This window comes from Phenylobacterium sp. (assembly GCF_036563285.1).
Classification (GTDB): domain Bacteria; phylum Pseudomonadota; class Alphaproteobacteria; order Caulobacterales; family Caulobacteraceae; genus Phenylobacterium.
In genome coordinates this window covers 150,961-173,000 of sequence record NZ_DATCMR010000006.1, presented here as the reverse complement: position 1 = coordinate 173,000, position 22,040 = coordinate 150,961, and the positions used below count along the sequence as shown (strand labels likewise).

Annotated in this window: 23 protein-coding genes and 1 pseudogene; 13 read left to right on the top strand and 11 right to left on the bottom strand. The window is 71.0% G+C overall.

Going from position 1 to position 22,040, the window contains the following annotated elements; all coding sequences use genetic code 11:
* Positions 1-3: 3 nt before the first annotated feature.
* Positions 4-1,218 (top strand): NADP-dependent isocitrate dehydrogenase, encoded by a 1,215-nt coding sequence (locus VIL76_RS05650; protein WP_332044021.1) that lies wholly within the window; start codon positions 4-6, stop codon positions 1,216-1,218.
* Here the strand turns inward: VIL76_RS05650 and alaS are convergent.
* From alaS to VIL76_RS05635, 3 genes are all read right to left on the bottom strand, one after another.
* Complete coding sequence (alaS, locus tag VIL76_RS05645) at positions 1,215-3,866, bottom strand: alanine--tRNA ligase (protein ID WP_332044020.1); 2,652 nt, start codon at positions 3,864-3,866, stop codon at positions 1,215-1,217. The two genes, VIL76_RS05650 and alaS, sit on opposite strands and share 4 nt — an antisense overlap.
* 233 nt (positions 3,867-4,099) lie before the next feature.
* Positions 4,100-5,167 carry a recombinase RecA gene (recA, locus tag VIL76_RS05640; RefSeq protein ID WP_332044019.1) on the bottom strand — a complete coding sequence of 356 codons (1,068 nt, stop codon included), beginning with the start codon at positions 5,165-5,167 and terminating at the stop codon, positions 4,100-4,102.
* Positions 5,168-5,463: 296 nt separating this feature from the next.
* Positions 5,464-5,811 (bottom strand): TonB family protein, encoded by a 348-nt coding sequence (locus VIL76_RS05635; RefSeq protein ID WP_332044018.1) that lies wholly within the window; start codon positions 5,809-5,811, stop codon positions 5,464-5,466.
* Between the two features lie 259 nt (positions 5,812-6,070).
* Here VIL76_RS05635 and VIL76_RS05630 point away from each other — a divergent pair, with 259 nt between their 5' ends.
* Positions 6,071-6,568 carry a nuclear transport factor 2 family protein gene (locus VIL76_RS05630; protein WP_332044017.1) on the top strand — a complete coding sequence of 166 codons (498 nt, stop codon included), beginning with the start codon at positions 6,071-6,073 and terminating at the stop codon, positions 6,566-6,568.
* Here VIL76_RS05630 and VIL76_RS05625 read toward each other — a convergent pair.
* On the bottom strand, positions 6,565-6,816 hold the full coding sequence (locus VIL76_RS05625) for a hypothetical protein (RefSeq protein ID WP_332044016.1): 252 nt from the start codon (positions 6,814-6,816) through the stop codon (positions 6,565-6,567). The genes VIL76_RS05630 and VIL76_RS05625 overlap by 4 nt on opposite strands.
* Before the next feature lie 110 nt (positions 6,817-6,926).
* Here VIL76_RS05625 and VIL76_RS05620 point away from each other — a divergent pair, with 110 nt between their 5' ends.
* The gene (locus VIL76_RS05620) at positions 6,927-9,299 is read left to right on the top strand and encodes a transketolase (RefSeq protein WP_332044015.1); all 2,373 of its coding nucleotides are present in this window, start codon (positions 6,927-6,929) and stop codon (positions 9,297-9,299) included.
* 4 nt (positions 9,300-9,303) lie between these two features.
* Here the strand turns inward: VIL76_RS05620 and VIL76_RS05615 are convergent, their stop codons facing one another.
* Positions 9,304-9,876, bottom strand: a complete 573-nt coding sequence (locus VIL76_RS05615) for a DUF4893 domain-containing protein (protein WP_332044014.1) — start codon at positions 9,874-9,876, stop codon at positions 9,304-9,306.
* A 71-nt stretch (positions 9,877-9,947) separates the two neighbouring features.
* On the opposite strand from VIL76_RS05615, the gene VIL76_RS05610 reads away from it, so the two are divergent.
* The gene (locus VIL76_RS05610; RefSeq protein WP_332044013.1) at positions 9,948-10,172 is read left to right on the top strand and encodes a hypothetical protein; all 225 of its coding nucleotides are present in this window, start codon (positions 9,948-9,950) and stop codon (positions 10,170-10,172) included.
* Between the two features lie 216 nt (positions 10,173-10,388).
* Here the strand turns inward: VIL76_RS05610 and VIL76_RS05605 are convergent, their stop codons facing one another.
* Positions 10,389-11,177, bottom strand: coding sequence for a carbonic anhydrase (locus tag VIL76_RS05605; RefSeq protein WP_332044012.1), 789 nt, complete (start codon positions 11,175-11,177; stop codon positions 10,389-10,391).
* Positions 11,178-11,381: 204 nt separating this feature from the next.
* Between VIL76_RS05605 and VIL76_RS05600 the strand changes: the two genes are divergently transcribed.
* Together VIL76_RS05600 and VIL76_RS05595 are read left to right on the top strand one after the other, a co-directional pair.
* On the top strand, positions 11,382-11,630 hold the full coding sequence (locus VIL76_RS05600) for a hypothetical protein (protein ID WP_332044011.1): 249 nt from the start codon (positions 11,382-11,384) through the stop codon (positions 11,628-11,630).
* A gap of 151 nt (positions 11,631-11,781) precedes the next feature.
* Complete coding sequence (locus VIL76_RS05595) at positions 11,782-11,964, top strand: hypothetical protein (protein WP_332044010.1); 183 nt, start codon at positions 11,782-11,784, stop codon at positions 11,962-11,964.
* A 97-nt stretch (positions 11,965-12,061) separates the two neighbouring features.
* Here VIL76_RS05595 and VIL76_RS05590 read toward each other — a convergent pair whose 3' ends face one another.
* Positions 12,062-13,426: a hypothetical protein gene (locus VIL76_RS05590; protein ID WP_332044009.1), complete on the bottom strand. Its 1,365-nt coding sequence runs from the start codon at positions 13,424-13,426 to the stop codon at positions 12,062-12,064.
* 77 nt (positions 13,427-13,503) lie between these two features.
* Here VIL76_RS05590 and VIL76_RS05585 point away from each other — a divergent pair, with 77 nt between their 5' ends.
* From VIL76_RS05585 to VIL76_RS05570, 4 genes are read left to right on the top strand one after another with little or no spacing between them, the layout of a single operon-like run.
* Entirely contained in the window at positions 13,504-13,878 is a 375-nt protein-coding gene (locus VIL76_RS05585; protein WP_332044008.1) for a BlaI/MecI/CopY family transcriptional regulator, read from the top strand.
* Entirely contained in the window at positions 13,871-14,701 is an 831-nt protein-coding gene (locus tag VIL76_RS05580; RefSeq protein WP_332044007.1) for a M56 family metallopeptidase, read from the top strand. Before VIL76_RS05585 ends, VIL76_RS05580 begins: the two co-directional genes overlap by 8 nt.
* 50 nt (positions 14,702-14,751) lie before the next feature.
* Positions 14,752-15,297 (top strand): hypothetical protein, encoded by a 546-nt coding sequence (locus VIL76_RS05575; RefSeq protein WP_332044006.1) that lies wholly within the window; start codon positions 14,752-14,754, stop codon positions 15,295-15,297.
* A 41-nt stretch (positions 15,298-15,338) separates the two neighbouring features.
* A complete protein-coding gene (locus tag VIL76_RS05570; RefSeq protein ID WP_332044005.1) occupies positions 15,339-16,370 on the top strand; it encodes an amidohydrolase family protein in 1,032 nt (343 codons plus the stop codon).
* Positions 16,371-16,986: 616 nt separating this feature from the next.
* Here the strand turns inward: VIL76_RS05570 and VIL76_RS05565 are convergent.
* Entirely contained in the window at positions 16,987-17,451 is a 465-nt protein-coding gene (locus VIL76_RS05565) for a hypothetical protein (RefSeq protein WP_332044004.1), read from the bottom strand.
* Positions 17,452-17,494: 43 nt separating this feature from the next.
* A complete protein-coding gene (locus VIL76_RS05560) occupies positions 17,495-17,995 on the bottom strand; it encodes a hypothetical protein (RefSeq protein WP_332044003.1) in 501 nt (166 codons plus the stop codon).
* 335 nt (positions 17,996-18,330) lie between these two features.
* Here VIL76_RS05560 and VIL76_RS05555 point away from each other — a divergent pair, with 335 nt between their 5' ends.
* A complete protein-coding gene (locus VIL76_RS05555) occupies positions 18,331-18,738 on the top strand; it encodes a hypothetical protein (RefSeq protein WP_332044002.1) in 408 nt (135 codons plus the stop codon).
* 1 nt (position 18,739) lies between these two features.
* Here the strand turns inward: VIL76_RS05555 and VIL76_RS05550 are convergent, their stop codons facing one another.
* Positions 18,740-19,327, bottom strand: coding sequence for a TIGR00730 family Rossman fold protein (locus VIL76_RS05550; protein WP_332044001.1), 588 nt, complete (start codon positions 19,325-19,327; stop codon positions 18,740-18,742).
* A 179-nt stretch (positions 19,328-19,506) separates the two neighbouring features.
* Here VIL76_RS05550 and VIL76_RS05545 point away from each other — a divergent pair.
* Together VIL76_RS05545 and VIL76_RS05540 are read left to right on the top strand one after the other, a co-directional pair.
* Positions 19,507-19,704 (top strand): annotated as a pseudogene (locus VIL76_RS05545) (cold-shock protein); the annotation flags it as partial.
* 189 nt (positions 19,705-19,893) lie between these two features.
* Entirely contained in the window at positions 19,894-20,115 is a 222-nt protein-coding gene (locus VIL76_RS05540) for a cold-shock protein (protein ID WP_332044540.1), read from the top strand.
* An 829-nt stretch (positions 20,116-20,944) separates the two neighbouring features.
* Here the strand turns inward: VIL76_RS05540 and VIL76_RS05535 are convergent.
* Complete coding sequence (locus VIL76_RS05535; protein WP_332044000.1) at positions 20,945-22,030, bottom strand: phosphatidylinositol-specific phospholipase C1-like protein; 1,086 nt, start codon at positions 22,028-22,030, stop codon at positions 20,945-20,947.
* Between the last annotated feature and the right edge of the window lie 10 nt (positions 22,031-22,040).

Here is a 22,040-nt window from a genome sequence, read left to right as displayed (position 1 = left end):
CTCATGGCCAAGATCAAAGTCGCCAACCCCGTCGTCGACCTGGACGGGGACGAGATGACCCGCATCATCTGGAAGCTGATCAAGGACAAGCTGATCTTCCCCTTCCTCGATCTCGAGATCGACTACTACGACCTGGGGATGGAGCACCGCGACGCCACCGACGACAAGGTGACGGTCGAGGCGGCCGAGGCCATCAAGCGTCACGGCGTGGGGATCAAGTGCGCCACCATCACGCCCGACGAGGCGCGGGTGAAGGAATTCAACCTCAAGAAGATGTGGAAGTCGCCGAACGGCACCATCCGCAACATCCTGGGCGGGGTCGTCTTCCGCGAGCCGATCATCTGCCGCAACGTGCCGCGCCTGATCCCCGGCTGGACCCAGCCCATCATCGTCGGCCGTCACGCCTTCGGCGACCAGTACAAGGCCACCGACTTCCGGGTGCCGGGCGCGGGCAAGCTCACCATCAGGTTCGAAGGCGCGGACGGCCAGGTGATCGAGCACGAGGTGTTCGAGTTCCAGGGCTCCGGCGTCGCCATGGGCATGTACAACGTGGACGCCTCGATCCGCGAGTTCGCCCACGCCTGCTTCTCGTACGGCCTGAACCGCAATTACCCGGTCTACCTGTCGACCAAGAACACGATCCTCAAAGCCTACGACGGGCGCTTCAAGGACATCTTCGCTGAGGTCTACGAGGCCGAGTACGCCGCGAAGTTCAAGGAGGCGGGCCTGACCTACGAGCACCGACTGATCGACGACATGGTGGCCTCGGCGCTGAAGTGGTCGGGGGCCTTCATCTGGGCCTGCAAGAACTACGACGGCGACGTTCAGTCCGATCAGGTGGCGCAGGGCTTCGGCTCGCTGGGTCTGATGACCTCGGTGCTGATCACGCCGGACGGCAAGATCATGGAGGCCGAGGCCGCCCACGGCACCGTCACCCGCCACTACCGCCAGCATCAGCGCGGCGAGAGCACCTCCACCAACTCCATCGCCTCGATCTTCGCCTGGACCCAGGGCCTCTCCCACCGGGCCAAGCTCGACGGCAACGAGGAGCTCGCCAAGTTCGCGAAGACCCTGGAGCGGGTCTGCGTCGAGACGGTGGAGAGCGGATCGATGACCAAGGACCTGGCGCTGCTGGTCGGCGACACCCAGGGGTGGCTGACCACCGAGGGCTTCATCGACAAGGTCGCCGCCAACCTCGAGAAGGCGCTGGCCGCCTAGGCGGACTCCAGCGCCTTCCTCACCGCCGACAGCCCTTCGGAAGCCTTGGAGCCGTCGGGGGCGCCGCCCTGGGCGAAGTCGGGCCGGCCGCCCGCGCCCTGGCCGCCCATGGCGAGCACGGCGGCCTTGGCGAGCTCCACGGCGTTGAAGCGGCCCTGGGCCTGGCCGGTGACGGCGACCGTGACCGCCGCCTTGCCGTCGGCCGAGCCCACCAGGGCGATGACGCCGTCGGGAAGCTGCTTCTTGAACTCCTCGGCGATGGGACGCAGGTCCTTGCCGCCGACCCCTTCCATGACGCGGGCCATCACCTTCACGCCGCCGATCTCCTCGGGTCCGGCCGCCGCCGCGCCTCCGCCGCCGCCCATGGCCAGCTGGCGCTTGGCGTCGGCGAGCTCCTTCTCGAGCCTGCGCGCCTGGGCCTGCAGGGCGTCCACACGGGCCGCCACTTCCGATACTGGCACCTTGAACTGCTCGGCCAGGGACTTGGAGACCTGCGCCTGCTCGAGCAGGTAGCGGCGCGCGGTCTCGCCGGTCAGCGCCTCGATGCGGCGGACGCCCGCGGCGATGCCTTGTTCTGAGACGATCTTGAAGAGCGCGATGTCGCCGGTGCGGGCCACGTGGGTGCCGCCGCAGAGCTCGACGGAATAGTCGCCCTCACCCTCCAAGGCACGGCCGAGGGTGAGAACGCGGACGCTGTCGCCGTACTTCTCGCCGAACAGGGCCATGGCGCCGGCCTCGATGGCCTCCTGCGGGCGCATGGTCTTGATCTCGGCGGCCAGGTTCTGACGCACCACCGCGTTCACCTCGGCCTCGATGCGATCGAGCTCCTCGGCGGTCAGCGGCTGGCCGTGACTGAAGTCGAAGCGGATGCGCTCGCCGTCGACCATCTGGCCCTTCTGGGTGACGTGGCGGCCGAGCACGTTGCGCAGGGCGGCGTGCAGCAGGTGGGTGGCGGAGTGGTTTGAGCGGGTCGTCTGCCGCCGCTCCGGATCGACAGCCAGGCGGGCGTGGACGCCGGGCGTGAGCACGCCTTCGAGGATCTCCAGCTCGTGGACGTGGAGGTCGCCGGCCTGCTTCTGGACGTCTGCGACGCGGGCGCGCCCCCCGTCCCATTCGACCTCGCCCTGGTCGCCGGCCTGGCCGCCGCTCTCCGCATAGAAGGGGGTGCGGTCGAACAGCGCCTGGACGGTCTCGCCGGCCTCGGCGCGCTCGACCTCCTGGCCGTTGGCGACGAGGGCGAGGACCTCGCCGGTGGCCTCGGTGAGGTCGTAGCCGACGAAGTCGGTCTGGCCCAGGCGGTCGCGGATCGAGAACCACTCGGCGGCCTGGGCGACAGCGCCGGAGCCCTGCCAGTTCTCCCGCGCCATCTCCCGCTGGCGGGCCATGGCCTGGTCGAAGCCCGCGAGGTCGACGGTGAGGCCGCGCGTGCGGACGGCGTCCTGGGTCAGGTCGAGGGGGAAGCCGTAGGTGTCGTAGAGCTTGAAGGCGGTCTCGCCGGAGAGCACGTCGCCTTCCTTCAGCTTGGCGGTCGCTTCGTCGAGCAGGGACATCCCGCGGCCCAGCGTGCGGCGGAAGCGCTCCTCCTCCTGGCGCAGGGTGTCGACGATGGCCGGCTCGGCGCGCTTCAGCTCGGGGTAGGCCTCGCCCATCTGCTGCACGAGGGTGGGGGCCAGCCGGTGCATCAGCGGCTCTTCGGCGCCCAGCAGGTGGGCGTGGCGCATGGCGCGGCGCATGATCCGGCGCAGGACGTAGCCGCGGCCCTCGTTGGAGGGCGTGACACCGTCGGCGATCAGGAAGCTGGACGAGCGCAGGTGGTCGGCGATGACGCGGTGCGAGGGCTGCGCCTCGCCCTCGGCCTTGACGCCGGTGGCCTCGACGCTGGCGGCGATCAGGGTCTTGAACAGGTCGACGTCGTAGTTGTCGTGCACGCCCTGCATGACCGCGGCGATCCGCTCAAGGCCCATGCCGGTGTCGATGGACGGCTTCGGCAGGTCCTTGCGCTCGCCGTCCGCGAACTGCTCGTACTGCATGAAGACCAGGTTCCAGATCTCCACGAACCGGTCGCCGTCCTCGTCCGCGCTGCCGGGCGGGCCGCCGGGGAGGTGCGCGCCGTGGTCGAAGAAGATCTCCGAGCAGGGGCCGCATGGGCCGGTGTCGCCCATGGACCAGAAGTTGTCGGAGCTGGCGATGCGGATGATCTTCTCGTCGGGGAGGCCGGCGATCTTCTTCCAGAGGTTCGCGGCCTCGTCGTCGGTGTGGAAGACGGTGACCGTCAGCTTCTCGGGAGCCAGGCCCCACTCCTTGGTGAGCAGCTCCCAGGCGTGGTCGATCGCGCGTTCCTTGAAGTAGTCGCCGAACGAGAAGTTGCCGAGCATCTCGAAGAAGGTGTGGTGGCGCGCGGTGTAGCCGACGTTGTCCAGGTCGTTGTGCTTGCCGCCGGCGCGGACCGACTTCTGCGAGGAGGCGGCGCGCGGCCAGGGCGGGCCCTCGGCGCCGGTGAAGTAGTTCTTGAACGGCACCATGCCGGCGTTGACGAACAGCAGGGTGGGGTCGCTCTGCGGCACCAGCGGAGCCGAGGCGACGACCGCGTGATCCTTCCGGCGGAAGTAGTCCAGGAAGTGCGTGCGGATCTCGTTCAGGCTCGCCATGGTCTCGTCGACGTCAAAAGGGATCTAAGGGCCTAGCCCCCGTAGGTAGGCGCCGGCGCCGGTTTAGGGAACAAGCGCGGTTTCCGCCAAGAAAAAAGGACGCCCGGAGCGGGGGCTCCGGACGTCCTGGGTCCGTGAAGGTCGTGCGATGGGCCGCGGGCGGGGTCGCGGGAGGGCCTTAGGGTTGGCGGGTCAGGCCATCCCGGTTGCGGCCCAGGCGCCGACCTTCCGGCCTATTCCTCGGCGGTCTCGTCGGGGCTGACCAGCAGCTTCTCCTCGACGACCGCCTTGGCGCCGCGCACCGCGCGCTCGATCTCGGCGGCCACGTCGGGGTTCTGCTTCAGGAACTCGCGGACGTTGTCCCGGCCCTGGCCGATGCGCTGGCTGCCGTAGGAGAACCAGGAGCCCGACTTGTCGATGACGCCGGCCTTGACGCCCAGGTCGATGATCTCGCCGAGCTTGGAGATGCCCTCGCCGTACATGATGTCGAACTCGACCTCGCGGAACGGCGGGGCGACCTTGTTCTTCACCACCTTCACGCGGACGTTGTTGCCAACGATCTCGTCGCGCAGCTTCACCGAGCCGGTGCGGCGGATGTCGAGGCGCACCGAGGCGTAGAACTTCAGGGCGTTGCCGCCGGTGGTGGTCTCGGGGGAGCCGTACATCACCCCGATCTTCATGCGGATCTGGTTGATGAAGATGACCAGGGTGTGGGTCTTGGAGATCGACGCGGTGAGCTTGCGCAGCGCCTGGCTCATCAGGCGCGCCTGCAGGCCCGGCAGGCTGTCGCCCATCTCGCCTTCGATCTCGGCGCGAGGCGTGAGAGCGGCCACGCTGTCGATGACGATCACGTCGACGGCGCTGGAGCGGACCAGGGTGTCGGTGATCTCGAGCGCCTGCTCGCCGGTGTCGGGCTGGGCGACCAGCAGGTCGTCCAGGTTCACCCCCAGCTTGTGGGCGTACGACGGGTCGAGCGCGTGCTCGGCGTCCACGAAGGCCGCGGTGCCGCCGGCCTTCTGGACCTCGGCCACCACGTGCAGCGCGAGCGTCGTCTTGCCCGAGGATTCCGGCCCGTAGATCTCGACGATACGGCCCTTGGGCAGGCCGCCGATGCCGAGCGCCATGTCCAGGCCGAGCGAGCCGGTGGAGACGGACTCGATCTCGACGATCTTGCCCTTCTCGCCGAGCTTCATGACGGAGCCCTTGCCGAAGGCCCGGTCGATCTGCGTCAGCGCCGCTTCCAGAGCGCGCTGCTTGTCTGCGTCTTCCTTGCCCACGAGCCTCAACGCTGATTGTGACATTTGCCTAGCCCCTTATCGCAGATTCCCGCCAACCCGGCTGGGAGAACGCGTCGCCGCGCCGAGGACTCAGCTGTACCGCTTTCGTTCTCTGTTCGCAAGATGTTCTCGTGCGACAGAGAATGGCAGGTCACTCGTCCCGGGCCGGCAGGTGCGACGCGCTCCAGCCGGCAGGGAGATCAGTGAGGGGTGGGTGCGTCAGAAACGGACGTAGCAACGGCGCGTCCACCATGCCAGCCGATGTCGCTCAGACGCGGCGATTCCCGATGTAAATGTCGCTCCCGGTCCAGCCGCTGAACTCACTCTCCCGGCACGAACTTGATGGGCACGGTCACGCGCGCAGGCTCGCCCGCACAGGGGGGGCGAAAGCGAAAGAAGGCCGAAAGTTTCAGAGCGCCTTCTCCGAAGCCAAGCCCCGGGGGCTCTTCGCTGATGATGACGCAGTCTTCCGGTCGGCCGTCAGCGGCTACGCGGCAGCTCACCACGCCCACCCCGGGGACAAGCTTCCGACGCGCCTTGGCTGGGTAGGCTCTCAGATACTCGGCCTGCGACATCGGCAGCCGCACCCAGTCCGCGCCGCTCTTCGAGCAGGCGGCGCCGACGGCGGTTCCTTCCGCCAGCAGAAGCGCCAGCATCAAGCCTTGCATCACGTCACCTCGGTCAGTCGTTCAGCAGCGCTGAAGGCTGAGCCTTAAATCCACGGCAGATGCGAGCCTGTGGGCCTGAGCAAGTCAAGGACGGCCTGAAAGGCCGCCGCGGCGCGGCCGGCCGGAGGCCGGTCCTTGAGTTGCTCAGGCCCACAGGCAAACTGGCCGCCATGGACTTAAGGCTCGGAGTGCGCGGGCGCCCGTCGGTCTGACCGGGAGGAAGTATGGGTCCCCGCCCGCGGGGACGAGCGGTGGAGGGGTGGATGAGGAACCAGCTGACGGCGATTCTACGGCGGCGCTCCTGTGCGCCACGGCGGCGCAGGCGCGGCCGGCGGCGGAGGTGGAGCGGGACCGGGCGGAGCTGCTGCGGCTGGTGGGCCAGGAGCGGCAGGCGCACCTGGCCTATGACGCGGACCTGCTGGTCTCCAGCCAGGCCGACGGCTTCCTGTCGATCGACAAGGGCCAGGTGACGGCGTCGAGCCCCGCGGAAAGCCGCAAGATGTTCGCCGGCTACTTCGGCGCCGTGCGGTTCGTGGCCTGGGACGACCTGGCGCCCCCGCGGATTATGATCTCGGACGACGGCACCCTGGCGACGGTGATCGTGGAGAAGTTCGTCCACGTGACGGCGCGGGCAGACCCGGCGCAGCAGTCGAAGCGGCGGTTCGCCTGGATGGAGACCTGGCGCAAGGAGGGCGGCGCGTGGCGGATGGTGGCGCTGGCGTCCACCGACGCGCCCTGGACTGGGCCGCCCGGCTAGAGGCCCTTCCGGGGGTCGAACTCGGCCTGCTCGTCGTCGTAGCCCTTGCGGGCCGAGTAGAAGGCCAGCCACATGAGGCCGCCGGCCAGGGCGCCGGTGACGACGACCCCGCCGACGATGATGGCGGCCAGGACCCAGGAGCCGCCGGTGATGCTGCCGCTGGTGCGGGTGGCGTAGAACCCCCAGGCCAGGAAGGCCCCCACGGCGGCGATGCTGAGCAGCAGGATGAGGACGTACCGGGCCTTCATTCGGCAGATCATAGCAGGGCCACGCGCGAGCGCCGCCTCCAGCAAGATCTTGTGCGAAACACGGCGCGTCGGGGCTGGGTCTTGCGCGGCGGCGGGAGTAGATGAGGCGCATGTCCTCCAAGCGCGCGCATCCTGCGCCCACGCCGCCTGCGCCCTCGAACCGCGCCGTCGAGCACCTGCAGACCCTCGACGACCGGCTGCGGTGGCTGGCGACCTGGACCATCCACAACGCCAACCACAACCGCGAGAGCCGCGACGGGCTGAAGGTGGGGGGCCACCAGGCCTCCTGCGCCTCGATGACGACGATCCTGGCGGCGCTCTACTTCCATGCGCTGCGGCCCGCCGACCGGGTGGCGGTGAAGCCGCACGCCTCGCCTGTGTTCCATGCGGCGCAATACCTGATGGGGCGGCAGACGCGGGACCAGCTGGAGCGGTTCCGGGCGTTCGGCGGCGCCCAGTCGTACCCGTCGCGGACCAAGGACAAGGACGACGTCGACTTCTCGACCGGCTCGGTGGGGCTGGGGGTGGCGGTCACCGCCTTCGCGGCGCTGGCGCAGGACTACCTGAAGGCGCACGGCTGGCTCTCGCCGGACCGTGAGGGGCGGATGGTCGCCACCCTAGGCGACGCCGAGCTCGACGAGGGCAACATCTACGAGTGCCTGATCGAGGCCTACAAGCACGACATCCGCAACGTCTGGTGGATCGTCGACTACAACCGCCAGAGCCTGGACGCGACCACCGCCGACCGGATGTTCGACCGGTTCGACGACATCTTCGAGACCGCCGGCTGGCGGGTGGTGACCCTGAAGTGGGGCAAGGGCCAGGAGCGCGCCTTCGCCCGGCCGGGCGGGCAGCACGTGAAGGCCTGGATCGAGGCCTGCTCCAACGCCGAATACGCGGCCCTGACCTACCAGGGCGGGGCGGCGTGGCGCGAGCGGCTGACGGCCGACATCGGGATGAAGCCGGGGGTGCGGGCGCTGCTGGAGAGCTTCGACGACGCAGCCCTGCATGAGCTGATGATCGGTCTGGGCGGCCACTGCATGGAGACGCTGATCGAGGCCTTCGAGGCCGCCTCGCAGGACGACCGGCCGACCATGTTCATCGCCTATACGGTCAAGGGCTTCGGCCTGCCGTTGCAGGGGCACAAGGACAACCACGCCGGCCTGATGACGCCCTCGCAGACCGAGGCCGTGCGCGACGCCATGGGGGTGCCCGCCGGAGAGGAATGGGCGCCCTTCGCCGGCCTGCCGGAAGACGCGGCGGAGGAGCTGAAGGCGTTCATCGCCAGCCGTCCCTTCGCGCAGGACGTCCAGCGGCGCTTCGAGGCGCCGGTGATCCCGGTGCCGGCGCGCGGCGAGTTCCCCGCGCCCGAGGGGCACGAGCAGTCCACGCAGCAGGCGTTCGGGCGGATCCTGCTGGACCTCGCCAAGTCCGGCGCGCCGCTCGCCGACCGGATCGTGACGACCTCGCCGGACGTCACGGTGTCGACGAACCTCGGCGGGTTCGTGAACCAGCGCGGGCTGTTCCGCAGGCGCGAGAGCCCGGACGTGTTCCGCGAGGCGAAAATCCCCTCCCCCCAGCGCTGGGCCGGCGGCGGGGCGGGCCAGCACATCGAGCTGGGGATCGCCGAGCACAACCTGTTCCTGAACCTGGCGGCGCTCGGGCTCGCCGGCCCGCTGTGGGGCGAGCGGCTGATCCCGATCGGGACGGTCTATGACCCGTTCATTTCCCGCGGCCTCGATGCGCTGAACTACGCCTGCTACCAGGACGCACGCTTCATGCTGGTGGCGACGCCGAGCGGGCTGACGCTCGGGCCCGAAGGCGGGGCGCACCAGTCGATCTACACGCCGCTGATCGGCATCGGCCAGCCGGGGCTCACCTATTTCGAGCCGGCGTTCGTGGACGAGCTCTCCGAGGTCATGCGCTGGAGCTTCGAGCACATGCAGGCGCCGGACGGCGGGTCGGTCTACCTGCGCCTGACGACGCGCACCCTGACGCAGCCGGAGCGCACGGACGAGGCCTGGCGCGACGCCGCGCTGAAGGGCGCCTACTGGCTGAAGGCGCCGAAGCCGGGGTCCGAGGCCGCGCTGGTGTTCTGCGGGGCGGTGGCGCCGGAGGTGCTGGAGGCGGCGGAGCAGCTGGCCGAAGACATCGACGGCCTGGGCGTGCTGAACGTGGTCTCGCCGGGCCTGCTGCACCGCGACTGGATGGACGCGCGGCGCAGCCGCTGGACGGGCGGGGCCAAGAGGATGAGCCATGCGGAGGCGCTGCTGCGGGACCTGTCGCCGACCGCCGGCCTGGTGACGGTGGTGGACGGCTCGCCGGCGACGCTGTCGTGGGTGGGCGGCGTGCTCGGCCAGCGGGTCAGCGCGCTCGGCCTCGACGCCTTCGGCCAAGTGGGCGACCTGCCCGACCTCTACCGGCGCTACAGGCTGGACGCGGAGGCGATCGTCGACGCCGCGGCGGACCTGTTCCTGGACTAAGCCTTCAGCGGCGCAGCTCGATCACGTCCAGCGTCGACTCCACCCGCGGGTAGGGCAGCACGAGGCGGTAATGGTTCGCGCCGATGCGCTCAAAGGCGCCGATCTGGTCGCGTTGCGGGTCGACGCCGTAGACAGCACGGCCTTCGGTCGAGCCCCAGGCGACAGCGCCCAGGAACACCAGCCGATGACGGCTGTCGGGATAGAGGTGGCCGAAGGGACGCTGCGAGCCGGTGGTCTTCTCCAGGATAAGGTCGCCGCCGGGGGTTAGCTCGACGCGGCAACGGAACCAGCCGTAAGGCAGCACGCCCATGCCGGGACCGAGCTTGATGGTGCGGCACTGGTAGGCGCCGGGCGTGGGCTGCGGGCGGGCGAGGCCGGGCTTCGGATCGAGGACGCGGCCGAGCTTGCGGAGCTCGGCGCGCGGCGCGGCCGCCAGGCTCTCGCCCCAGGCCGTGTCGAGCTGGCGCAGGCGGCGCACGTCGTCGGGCCTGGCGTCCTGGCGCCAGGAGGCGGACGCGGCGTTGGCCGCGGCGGCGGTGACGAAGGCGAGGACGGCGAGAATCAGGACGCGGAGCATGGCGCGATCCTGCGCGTTCGCTCCTGAACCGCGCGTGACGGTGCTATGCTGGCAAGCCGACAGGAGGCCCCATGACCCTGAAGCTCTCCGAGCAGGATCGCGACAAGCTGGCGCTGCACACCGCCTTCGCCGTCCACCAGATCGCCCGCTACATCGCCGCCCAGGAGGACGCGCCGCGGGAGATCCGCGACCGCCTGCGCGGGCACATCTCGGCCATCGAGGGCGTGTTGGTGACCACCGGCCACGACTGGATCAAGGACGAGATGGAAGCCACCGAGCAGGCGCTCAACGGCTAGCCGCTTCAACAGTCCTCGAACCACACGAACGACGGCGAAGCCGTCTTCGACACGAAGACCACGAAGGACACGAAGAGCACGAAGGGTGCAGGCGCGCGACTGCGTTGGTGGGGTGCATGTGGTCCTACTGAGCGGCTTCGCCGCTCGCACAGCGTCGCAGACGAGCAGACTTCGTGACCTTCGTGCTCTTCGTGGTCTTCGTGTCCGAAAGGCCGCCTAGGCCTTGGCGGGGCTGACGATGCCGTCGTCGAGGTCGTAGCGGGCGGCGACGATCTTGAGCTGGCCGGAGAGGACGCGGGCGCGCAGCACCGGCGAGCCGGCGAAGATCTCGGCGGCCGCGTGGGTGGCGTTGAGGGTGACGGCGGCGTCGAGCTTGTCGGTGGACCAGGCCGGCACGGCGCGGACGGCCGGCGTGATGCGGTCGGCGAGCGCGCCGATATGGGTGTCCCGGTCCTCCGGCGAGGGCTTGCCGGCCAGGGCGTCGACGGTGGCCTTCACCGCGCCGCAGCGCTCGTGGCCGAGCACCATGACCAGGGTCGCGCCCAGGTGGATCACCGAATATTCGATGGAGGCCAGGAGCGCGTCGTCGACGACGTTGCCGGCCACACGGGCGACGAAGAGGTCGCCCAGGCCCTGGTCGAAGATCAGCTCCGGCGCCACGCGGCTGTCTGCGCAGGCCAGGATGCAGGCGAAGGGATGCTGGACGGCGGCCACCTCGATCCGGCGGCCGGGGTCGCGGCGCGCCGAGCTGGCGCGGTAGGCGACGTAGCGGGCGTTGCCCTCCATCAGCCGGTTCATCGCCTCTTCAGGCGCGACGGGCGGGACCGGCGGGTGGGCCGGGGCCGCCGGCGGGACGACCTTCGCCGCCTTCGGCTTGGCTTTCGGCCTGGGACGCGGCTTGGCCGCCGGCGCGGCGTGCTCGGCCTCCTCGGCGAAGGCCATGGGCGCGGCGGCAAGGGCGGCGGTCGCCAGCACCAGCGTACGGCGCGACAGGAAACGGGTCATTGGGTTCGGCCCCCCGGCTCGAATCAACCTGAAAGCGATTGATGCGCCGCAATTCCTAAGATGCGGTGGAGGCCCGGGGCGGGGCTGAGGCGAATTCCGCCCGCCGGGGCGCATTTCGTGTATGGTGAGCCCTGCGCCGTCGGGCGCGTGCCGCCATGGCAGCGGTCGATCGTCTCCGACGCGGCGCACGCTCCAGGACAATCCATGGCCGCCTTGACCGTCATCGACGCGGGACGCGCCGGACGCACCTGCACCTTCCGCGCCTCGTCGCGCAGCGGCGTGTGGCAGGTGACCCGCGATCACGTCTTCTACGGCGACTACCTGACCCGCGAGGACGCGCTGCGCAGCGCCTGCGACGCGGCGCGCACCTTCGACGCCGCCGGCGGCACGGCCCGCGTGGTGGCCCCGCCCGGCGAGTCCGTCGTCCTACACACCCAGCAACCCCGCCCATGACCGCCCCCCGGGCGGACGGAGCCCCCATGACCGACCTCGTCAAGACGCCCTTCCTTTCGGTCCGCAACGTGCCGCTCTGGGCCGGCCTGGTGCTCGCCCTGGCCGTCGTCGGCCTCGCCGTGGGGGCGGGGTGAGCCCCCAGGAGTCCGCCATGCCCGAACCGACCCCTGAAGAGCTGAAGCGCGAGAACGCCTACCTCAAGCAGCGGATCGTGCAGCTGCAGTCCGACGCCATGGACCTGTCCGCGGAAGTCGACCGGCTGCGCCAGGAGCGCGAGCGGCTGCACGGGCGGCGCGCGACGCAGGCGCCGAACCCTCTGGGCAGCGGCCAGTGAACGGCGACCTTGTGGCCTCCATCGGTCTGGCGGCGCCGATGGTGATCGGGGTGGTCTACCTCGTCGTCACCCGCCTGTTGCGGGCCCGCGCCGAGCACTAGGCGGCAGGGTCTCCCGTCAGCACCGTCTCCCGGTGCTCCAGGGCTACGGCGGCGGGAAGGCTGGACCAGGCCTGGATCAGCGAGCCGCGGCCGAACTGCGGCGAGAAGTGCTCCACCGCGCCCGGCCAGCCCATGGCCAGGCAGGTCTCCCACCAGCGGGTGAGCGGATGACGCCACCCGGGCAGGCCGCGGCGCAGCAGCTCCCCCGCATAGAGGCCGTCCAGCCAGGGCCAGTCGCCGCCGTTGTGGTAGCGGCCCGGAAAGGCGCTCTTGGCGCGCAGGTCGGCGCGCCGCGCGTACGGCGGCCAGGCGCAGCGGACGCCCCAGGGCATGTGCAGGCTGCGGCAGGCGTCGAGGACGCGGCGGGCCTTGTCCTCCGGAGTCGCGCCGAAGCGGAGCAGCGTCAGGGTGTCCAGGGCCAGGTGGTCCTCGCCGTCGTAATCGCCGTACCAGCCGAGGTTCTCGCGCCAGAGCGCGGCGTCGATCGCCTCCGCCCCCTCCCCGAAGGCGCCGAACCACAGGCCGAGGTCGTAGGCCACCAGCCCGGAGCGGAAGACGTTGTCGGCCCAGTCGCGGTCGTGGCGCGGCTTGCGCGGCAGGCCGTCCGCGCCGGCGAGCGCGCGGTAGCGGTCGCGGACCGCGCGGGTCGGCGCGCCGCTCATCAGGGCGAAGTACAGCGGGCTGTCGAAGTGGTCGCTCCACCAGTCGCCGGGGCGTGTGTGGACAAGGCTGTCGCCCTGCCAGGCGGGATCGAGGGTGACGCCGGATGGCGCCTCGCCGTCCAGGCGGACCCCGCGGGCGAGAAGCTCGACTTCCGCCGCGATCAGCTCGGGGGCGACCTGTTCGAGCAGCGGCAGGGTCCAGTAGGCGTCGCGGTAATAGGTGCGGGCCGGGGCCGAATAGCCGAGGCCGGCGGAAAGCCCGGCGAAGCGGCCGTGCGCGTCCTGGCGGGCGCTGGAGAGGCCGGCGTGGACGCCGTGCAGCACCATGCTGCGCAGCACGGGGTCGGCGTCGGGGAGCCGGTCGCAGCGGCGGACGTGGGCCTCGCACTCGGCCTCGACCTGCGCCGGGGCGAGCGGCTCGGGACCGAGCACGCGCGCGCCGCCTGCGTCGCGCACCAGGATCGCCGGCGCCGACTGGGCGACGAACAGGCCGCCGCCGGGCCATGTCATGCGGTTGGGGGCGTAGAGGTAGGGTCCCTGGGGCAGCGCCAGGCGAGCGGCGCCGGCCCGCCCCTCCCCCCAGAGCGCAAGGTCCAGCCGGCCGTCGGGCGCGAGCTCCCCCTGCAGGCGCGGGGCCATGAAGGCGAACCGCACGGGGTCGTCGCTCTCCAGCAGGCCGTCGGCGCGGGGGCGCAACATGGGACGAGCTTGGACGCAGCGGCTTGACCCGCCAAATTACAGGCGTACTCTCCTTCTCGAGGACACAGGTGGAGGCCATGGCCCGGATCTCGGCGGCGGAAAGCCAAATCATGGAGGCGCTGTGGACGAAGGGTCCGCTGACCGCCGAGGAGCTGGTGGCCGAGGTCGGCCCCGCGCAGGACTGGGGCGAGGCCACGGTCAAGACGCTGATCAACCGCCTCCTGAAGAAGAAGGCGCTCGCCTCGCAGCGCGAGGGGGGCCGCGCCCGCTACCGTCCGATCGTCACCCGCGAGGACTATGTGACCGGCGAGAGCCAGGGCCTGCTCGACCGCCTGTTCGGCGGCGAGGTGGCCCCGCTGGTCGCCCACTACGCCAAGCACCGGGCGCTGAAGCCGGAAGAGCTGAACCGCCTGAAGCGGCTGATCGCCGACCTGGAGGCCGACGATGAGTGAACTGCTGGACAGCGTCCTCGGCGCGGCGCCGACCCACACGCTGCTCGTGGCGCTGGCCGGGGCCAATGCCGTCGCCGGCGTGGCGGTGGCGACCGTCGCGGTCAGCCGCCTGCTGGTCCGGCGCAGGCTGGGGCCCGCCGCCGCCTACCAGCTCTGGGGGCTGCCGCTCCTGGTGTTCTTCGCCGCGATGCTGGCGCTGCTGATGCCGCGGGACGGACACGCGCTGTCGGCGGCCGCGGCGTTGGCCGCGCAGACGCCGCAGCTCGAACGGTTCGCAATCGTCTGGGCCGCCGGCGCGGCGGGGCTGGCGGCCGTGTTCGCGATCGCCCAGGCCCGCTTCCTGGCCCAGGTGCGCGCCGGTCGCGGCGGGCCTGCGGTGGTCGGGCTGATCTCCCCGCGGATCGTGATGCCGGCGGACGACGACTATACGCCCGAGGAGCGGGCGCTGATCCGGGCGCACGAACGGGCCCACGTGGCGCGCAAGGACCCCCGCGCGGCGGCCCTGGCGGCGGTGTTCCAGTGCCTGTGCTGGTTCAACCCGCTGGCGCACCTGGCCGCCTACCTGCTGCGCCTGGACCAGGAGCTGGCCTGCGACGCGGCCGTGATCATGAGCCACCCCGGCAAGCGGGGGCTCTACGCCCGGACGCTGCTGAAGACCCAGCTGGCCGGCGCGCCGCTGCCGTTCGGCTGCTACTGGACCCCGCCTGGACGCCACCCGCTGGAGGTCCGCATCGGGATGCTCAAGGGCGGGCCCGACAAGGCTGTGCGACGACCCGGCGGTCTGGTCGTGGTGCTGGCCTCGGTCGACGCGATCCGCCCCTGACCGCCCGGGCCTTCGCAAGGCCCATCCCCCCGCAGACCTGGAGACCGGCCGTGCTCAAGATGCTCTGGAGGGCGCGGGCGCTCGCGCCTGCCCTGCTCCTGCCGCTGATGGCGTGCGACAACAGCGAGGCGGAGGCGCGCTACGCCGCCCGCCAGCTGGCGGTCGATCCGCCGCAGCTGTGGCTCGCCGAGGCGCTCGACCCCGCGGGCAAGGCCGTGGACGCGGTCTACGTCTGCACCGACCTGGGCCTTAGGGAGGGCTTTGCGCGGGCCAGCGCCCGGGTAAACGGCGTGCCGTGCAATCCGGAGCGCAACGCGGTCGACCGGCCTAACCTCTACGCGGTGCGCTGCGAGGCGGGGAGCCGCAAGTTCGGCCTGACCGTGAACCGGACCGGCGACCTGCAGCGGGACTTCACCGTGCGCGTGGCGGTGCAGGCGGTGGACGGGCTGGAAGGCGGCGGGGGGCACGTGCGGCGCTATCGGCTGGCGGGCGCCTGCCCCAAGGGCTGGACGATCGGCGACCAGGCCAAGCCGGGCAAGGCGCCGCACTCCAACGCGCTGGGCGCGCCGGCCGGGGCGGCAACCCCGTCGACCTGAGGCGCCGCCGCAGCTAGCGTACCCCTCACGGAGGGGCGTCCATGGCTGAAGAGATCCTCGAGCCCGAGCTGCCGATCGTCGACCCGCACCACCACCTGTGGGACCGCAGAACCTATGCGGCGCCGAACGAGAGCGCCGAACATCCGTTCATGACCGCCATCCGGCCCGCGCAGCGCTACCTGCTGGACGAGCTGATCGCGGACACGTCCTCGCACAATGTGGTGGCGACGGTCTTCGTGGAGTGCCGGGCCTTCTACAAGGCCGACGGGCCGGCGGAGCTGCAGCCGGTGGGCGAGACCGAGTTCGTCAACGGCGTGGCGGCGATGAGCGCCTCGGGGATGTACGGGGACTTCCGCGCCTGCGCCGGGATCGTCGGGCGGGCGGACCTGCTGCTGGGCGACGCGGTGGTCCCGGTGCTGGAGGCGCACGTGCGGGCGGGCGGTGGCCGGTTCCAGGGGATCCGCAACTCCGCGTCGTGGGATGCCGATACCGAGGTGCTGGGGCCCCTGCACCGGGGCGAGGCGGGGCTCTATCTGTCTGAGCCGTTCCGCAGCGGGTTCAAGCATCTGGCGCCCATGGGCCTGAGCTTCGACGCCTGGCTGCTGGAGCCGCAGTTGCCGGAGCTGACCGACCTGGCCCGCGCGTTTCCGGAGACGACCATCGTGCTGGACCACGTCGGCACGCCGCTGGGCCGGGCCAGCTACGAAGGCCGGCTGCCGGAGCGGTTCGGGGTGTGGCGCGACAACATCGGCGAGTTGGCCAAGAGCCCGAACGTGGTTGTGAAGCTGGGCGGGCTGGCCATGGCCTTCTGCAACTTCCCCTCGTTCCTGGCGCAGCCGCGGGCGCCGTCGAGCCAGCTGGCCGACGAGTGGCGGCCCTACATCGAGACCTGCATCGGGGCGTTCGGGCCCGAGCGCTGCATGTTCGAGAGCAATTTCCCGGTCGACATGGGCGCCTGCGACTACGCCACCCTGTGGAACGCCTTCAAGCGGCTGGCGGCCGGGGCCAGCGCGCAGGAGAAGGCGGCGCTGTTCGCGGGAACGGCGAGCCGGGTATACCGGCTGGAGCTCTGAGGGAGATGGGCGGGGTAGCCCACCCATCCAGCGCTCGTCGCCGCGCGACCGTGGCCGGTCTCCTGGCGGCCATCGCGATCATCCTGCTTACGATGGCCACGGTGGGCGCGTACCTCGCCTTCGCAACCGCATGGAGCTGCGTGTCGGCGCACAGCTCTGACCCGCAGGCGACGGGCTGCTCGCCGGCCGAGGTGAAACTGCGGCTGGCCGCCGTTCTGGCCGCATGCCTCCTCCCCGGCTGGCCGACCTACCTCCTCGCCCGCCGACGGGCGCTGAGGCGGCGGCCAGGCTGAGCCATTGATCTCACGGCGGCCAGTTTGCCTGCCTCTCCAGGTCACTCAAGGACCGGCCGCAGGCCGGCCGCGACGCGGCGCGCCCCAGGCGCGTCCTTGACTGACCTGGAGAGGCAGGCTCGCATCCACCGTGAGATGAATGGTGGTGAGGGTCCGGAGGGGACCTCTCATCACTTCCTCGTTCGTCATGGCCGGACTTGTCCCGGTCACCCGAAATCGCGGCCCGGACGGACATGCACGAGGCGGCGTCCCTCCTCTGACTCGGTGTCTATGGGTCCCAGGCACAAGGCCAGGATGACGAGCGTGGTGGGGGCGTTGGCGCCCTACCTCCCGCGTTCGAGCGCGTAGAAGCCGCCCATCCGCAGTCGAACGACCACCGGCTTCGCGGTGCGGTTCTCGAAGTACCAGCCGTGGACGCCATCGAAGGGCGCGACGAGGACGCCGCTATGCTTCGCGCCGGCGGCCTTCTTGTAGAAGGTCACCGTGTCGGGGGTGTGCCCGTGGAACTCGTGCCAGAACTCGCCGGCGCCGGGCGCGTCCCAGGCGTAGGTCAGGGTGTCGCCGGCCTTCATGCGGACCATGTACTCGAGCTTGTCGCCCTTCGCGCCCCGGGCCGCCAGGCGCACCTCGGCGGTGTCGGTCCGGAAGGCCGCGGCGGCGTCGCGGGCGGCGCCTGGCGAGGCCACCTCCCTGTGCTTCGGCGGCGGGACCGGGGCCTGGGCGAGGCTGGCGCCGGCGCCGAGGGCGGCGGCCGCGAGGATCAGCGGGGCGTAGAGGTGACGGGTCATGCGCGACCGTGGCGGAGCGGCGCCGTTCCGTCCAGTCGTCTCCCTAGGTGCGCCTGGTCACCACCTCGACGGCGTAGGGGGTCCACTTGCCATCGCGGTGGGCTTCCCAGATGGCGTCGAAGCGCTGCGGGCCTTTGCGGGTGATGGTTTCGCGGACACGGACCGTGCCGCCCTTGGAGCGGGCCTCGCCTTCGAGGACGAGCTTGTCGCCCTCCCAGCCCTTCGAGCGGACCTCTCCGCGCGTCCCGCTTTTGTCGAAGATCACGCGGATGAGCTCGCCGGTGAGGGGGTCACGGCCCCACATGTCGCGCGAGCTGAGCGAGCCGTCCTTGGAGGCGGCCTGACCCGTCAGCCAGGCGCCGCCCGCGGTGGGCTCGATGGCGTAGCTGACCTCGATGGGGTTGGCGCCGTCCGGATCGCGGGAGACCACGTGCCAGCGGCCGGCGAAGTAGCCGACCCCTTCCGGCTGGGTCTGCGCCTGCGCATAAGCGCCTGACGCCAGAGCGCCTTGAAGAACAATCGCCAGAACCGCCGCCCGGATCATGAGAGCCTCCCCTGTGTGGACGGCCATCCTAGGCGGCGGTTCGCAGCGGTCAGCTTAAACTGTCGTAAGCCTTGGTCAGCCGAACACCTTCTGGTCGGCGCGGCGCATGTTCTCGCCGTTGTCGCGCAGGGCGGCGCCCAGCGCGCGGAGCGCCAATACGGCGGTCTTCAGCCAGGTTCTCATCTCAGACCTCCTTGTCTCTTGGTGTGGACAGGAGGTGGGGTCGGCAAACCTCGCCATTGAGAGGGCGCGGGGAAGATCACTGCATCCGGACCGGAACAGGTCAGGGCCCGAGCGGCCTTGCTGCCGACACAGTACCGGCCGAGCTTGGCGCGATGATGCTTCGAGCGCTGTCCGCCGCCGGCCTGGCCGTCCTGCTTCTCGCCGCGCCCGCCTTGGCGCAGGAAGCGATCGCCACCGCGAGCGCTGAGCCGCCGCCCGGGGCGGAGGCCCCACCGGTCGCTGTCCGCGAAGACCCGAGCTCTCCCGAGGCCATCGGGCGCTGGGCGCAGGGCGTGCTCGCCGGGGCGCCTGCGGAGAGCTCCAGGACCGACGCCGCGCCCTCGGGCCGGTGTGCGCCGCCCGCCGACCGCAAGCCGCACGGCAGCGTCTGGGCGGGGATAGGCTCCGGCGGCTACCGCAACATCGGGGTAGAGGTCACCGAGCCGGTCGGCGACTGCGGCCAGGTCACCATCGCCATCGACAAGACGGAGATGGACGTGCGCGAGCGGCGCCGGCGGTGAGCTAGTAGCGCTGCTCGACCGGCGCCCGGTTCCACTTCGGCGGCGGGGCCTGGTAGTCGCGGAAGCGCTGCAGGGCCTCCTCGGTGGACTGGGCGAAGATCAGCATGTCCACGTACTGCTGGGCGATGAAGCCATTGTCGGCCATGTGCTGCACCGTGGTGCGCCAGGGCTCGTAGTAGCCGTTGACGTTGACGAAGCCGTTGGGCTTGGCGTGGAAGCCCAGGAGCGCCCAGGTCCACTGCTCCACGGCCTCCTCGAAGGTGCCGGGTCCGCCCGGCAGGGAGAGGAAGCCGTCGGCCAGCTCGGCCATCTTCCACTTCCGCTCGTGCATGGAATTCACCACGTGGAGCTGGGTCAGCCCGGTGTGGCCGATCTCCTGGCTGACGAGGTCGGCAGGCATGACGCCCACCACCTCGCCGCCGGCGGCCAGGGCGGCGTCGGCGACCGCGCCCATGAGGCCCACGCGGCCCCCGCCATAGACAAGGGTTAAGCCCGCTTCGGCGATCAGGCGGCCGGCGCGCTGCGCCTCCGCCAGGAAGGCCGGGTCGGTTCCGTTCGAAGAACCGCAATAGATACAAACACTTTTCACGAACCGCGTTCTCTTGGACATCAACCGGGAGGCGGCTGATTAAGCCGATTGCGCGTGCAAGTCACGGCGGGGCTCGCCTGACGCCGTTTCTCCCGCTACAAAGCCGCCACGGATCGCCACTCTCGGCGCCGGGCGCCGGCTAGGCGGCGCAAGACTTCTCTACGGTTAGGTTACGACGAATGGCGAGCGGCACGGTCAAGTGGTTCAACACCGCTAAGGGATTTGGCTTCATTCAACCGGACGACGGCGGATCTGACGTCTTCGTCCACATCTCGGCGGTCGAACAGGCAGGCCTGCGCGGCCTGAACGAAGGCGATCAGGTCCAGTTCGAAATGGAACAGGACCGGCGCTCCGGCAAGCTGTCGGCGGGCAACCTGGTGGTGACGGGCTCCGGTCCGGCCCCGGCCCGCAGCGGCGGCGGCGGCGGCGGCGGCGGCTTCGGCGGCGGCGGTGGTGGCGGCTTCGGCGGCGGCCGCGGCGGCGGCGGTGGCTTCGGCGATCGCGGCCCGCGCGGCGGCGGCGGCGGCGGCGGCTTCGGCGAGCGGGCTCCGCGGCAGGCGGGCGCGATCTCCGGCTCCGGCTCCGGCACGGTGAAGTGGTTCAACCCCACCAAGGGCTTCGGCTTCATCCAGCCTTCGGACGGCGGCCAGGACGTGTTCGTGCACATCTCCGCCGTGGAACAGGCGGGGCTGCGCGGCCTCAACGAAGGCCAGACGGTGGACTACGAACTCGAGCAGGACCGCCGGTCCGGCAAGACGTCGGCCACCAACCTGCGCGTCACGGGCTAAAGGCTCCTGGCCCGGCTCGGCCCAAGCTGAGCCGAACCTGACGAATTCCTGAGGCGTTTGAAGCCCGCGAGGGCTTCAGCGCCGAAGGAGACACGTCCCATGCGCAAGCTTCTGATCGGGGGGCTCGCGGCCGCACTGGCCGCGCCCGCGCCTGTGTGGGCGCAGCCCCTGCCCGATCCTGCCGCGCCCTCCGAGGCCGCGGCTCCCCCAGATATCGCGCCGCCACCCGGCAAGGGCGTCGAGCCTCCGGCTGCGCCCCCGCCGGCTCCAGGCCCGGCGCTCGGGGATCCTGCACCGCCGCCTCCCCCTGCGGCTGAGGCCAAGGCGGACGAGACGGCCGAGAAGAAGAAGCAGCCGGGGGTCGCCGAGACGCTAGGCGGCGCGGTTGGCGGCGCGCTGGCCTCGACGGCGGGCGCGGCGGGAGGCCCGCTGGGCAGCGCGGCGGCCGGCATGGTCGGCAACCGCGTGGGCCGCGGCGTGGTGGGCTTCGTGAAGAAGATTTTCGGCGGGAAGAAGAAGGACGAGACCGCCGTCGAACAGGCGCAGGCGGCGCCGGACGCCGCCCAGCCTGCCGCGGCGAACGCGCCAGCTGGTGTCCTGCGGTCGCGGAGCCCCCGGGAGAAGCGGCAGCTCCGGCTCTGGAGGCTGCACCGGCCGCACCGGCGCCGGGCGAGACGCCACCCTCCTGATCGTAATGGCGGGCTTGTCGCGGCCACCCAGACGCATGGAGGCCGAAGGCCGGGCGCGGCGCGGCCGTGCGAAACCTCGTCCCGTCAGCGTCTCTGGCTTGCCGTAACAAGCCCGGCCATGACGGCTGGAAGGCGGAGAGCTAGCGCGCCGGCGACACCCGCGCGGCTCCGCCGCCGGGCAGCTTCGCCTGATACGGCCCGAACCGCGGGTCGGGCTGCATGTAGTCGGTGGAGACGTACTGGGCGCCGGAGGTGAAGGCGGCGGCCTGACGCGCGGTGTCGTTCTTCCGGGCCTCCCAGGTGTCGGCGTCGGCGCGGGTGCGGACGATGAGGCCGGCCTTCACCGCCGCCCGGATGCGGTCGGCCTGCTCCACCGGCTCGTTCAGCGTGATGTAGGCGGCGGCCGGCGAGCCTTCATCGACGTTCACGAAGGCCACGCGGCCTTCCAGCGTCTTGCGGCCGCCGCGGTAGCGGGCGACCTGGCCCGGCGGGCAGTCGCAGGCGAACATCACCCGGCCGCGGGCGGCCTTCAGGGTGGGCCAACCGCCGGCGGCGACGGCGGCCTTCAGGGTGGGATGCTTCCCCTGCACCTGGTCCGGCGTGATCAGCGCGCTCTCCGGGAACACCGAGCGTATCTCGCGGTCGATCTGGTCCATTGCGGCGGCGTCGAACTCGGGCGCCTTCACCGTGCCGGGCGTCTGCAAGCCGCCTTCCTTTAGGTTGAAGATCACCAGGATCGGCACGTGGTCACGGTGGGCGAGCGACCATGCGCGGATGTCCCTCAGGCAGTCGGTGAACAGAGGGCAGACCGAGCGGTAGTCGATGTCCTGCACGTGCAGGACCTTCAGCCCCGGCTTCTTCAGCGGGGAGAGGTCGTAGGCGGTCGTGTCGGGGACGAGCTTGCGGAACAGGGGATCGGCGTAGAGGCCGGGCTTCGGATCGTAGAGGACGTCGATCTCGAGCTGGCGGGCGCCGGCGTCGAGCTGTTCCTTCAGCGCGCGGTGGGAATAGTCGAGGGTGTCGGCGTCCTTCGGCCGGGCCTTGCGGAAGAAAGCCATCTCCTTCGGCGCGATGGCCATCTTGTAGCTGTTGTGGGTGCCCAGCGCCTGGATGGCGTTCATCGGCAGGGCGTCGACCAGGGCGCGCGTGCAGCCGGGGCGGCCGGAGGGATGCTCCAGGTCGCAGCCGGCGGCGATGGCGGCGGCGGCGAGCAGGGCGAGGAACATGGCGGAGTCT

Coding starts and splice junctions, on each gene's coding strand:
- VIL76_RS05620 (WP_332044015.1), top strand. CDS start 6,927: ATGTCCTCCAAGCGCGCGCATCCTGCGCCCACGCCGCCTGCGCCCTCG.
- VIL76_RS05535 (WP_332044000.1), bottom strand. CDS start 22,030: ATGTTCCTCGCCCTGCTCGCCGCCGCCGCCATCGCCGCCGGCTGCGAC.
- VIL76_RS05650 (WP_332044021.1), top strand. CDS start 4: ATGGCCAAGATCAAAGTCGCCAACCCCGTCGTCGACCTGGACGGGGAC.
- alaS (WP_332044020.1), bottom strand. CDS start 3,866: ATGGCGAGCCTGAACGAGATCCGCACGCACTTCCTGGACTACTTCCGC.
- VIL76_RS05565 (WP_332044004.1), bottom strand. CDS start 17,451: ATGACCCGTCACCTCTACGCCCCGCTGATCCTCGCGGCCGCCGCCCTC.
- VIL76_RS05600 (WP_332044011.1), top strand. CDS start 11,382: ATGGCCGCCTTGACCGTCATCGACGCGGGACGCGCCGGACGCACCTGC.
- VIL76_RS05555 (WP_332044002.1), top strand. CDS start 18,331: ATGATGCTTCGAGCGCTGTCCGCCGCCGGCCTGGCCGTCCTGCTTCTC.
- VIL76_RS05625 (WP_332044016.1), bottom strand. CDS start 6,816: ATGAAGGCCCGGTACGTCCTCATCCTGCTGCTCAGCATCGCCGCCGTG.
- VIL76_RS05610 (WP_332044013.1), top strand. CDS start 9,948: ATGACCCTGAAGCTCTCCGAGCAGGATCGCGACAAGCTGGCGCTGCAC.
- VIL76_RS05560 (WP_332044003.1), bottom strand. CDS start 17,995: ATGATCCGGGCGGCGGTTCTGGCGATTGTTCTTCAAGGCGCTCTGGCG.
- VIL76_RS05605 (WP_332044012.1), bottom strand. CDS start 11,177: ATGACCCGTTTCCTGTCGCGCCGTACGCTGGTGCTGGCGACCGCCGCC.
- VIL76_RS05595 (WP_332044010.1), top strand. CDS start 11,782: ATGCCCGAACCGACCCCTGAAGAGCTGAAGCGCGAGAACGCCTACCTC.
- VIL76_RS05580 (WP_332044007.1), top strand. CDS start 13,871: ATGAGTGAACTGCTGGACAGCGTCCTCGGCGCGGCGCCGACCCACACG.
- VIL76_RS05615 (WP_332044014.1), bottom strand. CDS start 9,876: ATGCTCCGCGTCCTGATTCTCGCCGTCCTCGCCTTCGTCACCGCCGCC.
- recA (WP_332044019.1), bottom strand. CDS start 5,167: ATGTCACAATCAGCGTTGAGGCTCGTGGGCAAGGAAGACGCAGACAAG.
- VIL76_RS05570 (WP_332044005.1), top strand. CDS start 15,339: ATGGCTGAAGAGATCCTCGAGCCCGAGCTGCCGATCGTCGACCCGCAC.
- VIL76_RS05590 (WP_332044009.1), bottom strand. CDS start 13,426: ATGTTGCGCCCCCGCGCCGACGGCCTGCTGGAGAGCGACGACCCCGTG.
- VIL76_RS05635 (WP_332044018.1), bottom strand. CDS start 5,811: ATGCAAGGCTTGATGCTGGCGCTTCTGCTGGCGGAAGGAACCGCCGTC.
- VIL76_RS05585 (WP_332044008.1), top strand. CDS start 13,504: ATGGCCCGGATCTCGGCGGCGGAAAGCCAAATCATGGAGGCGCTGTGG.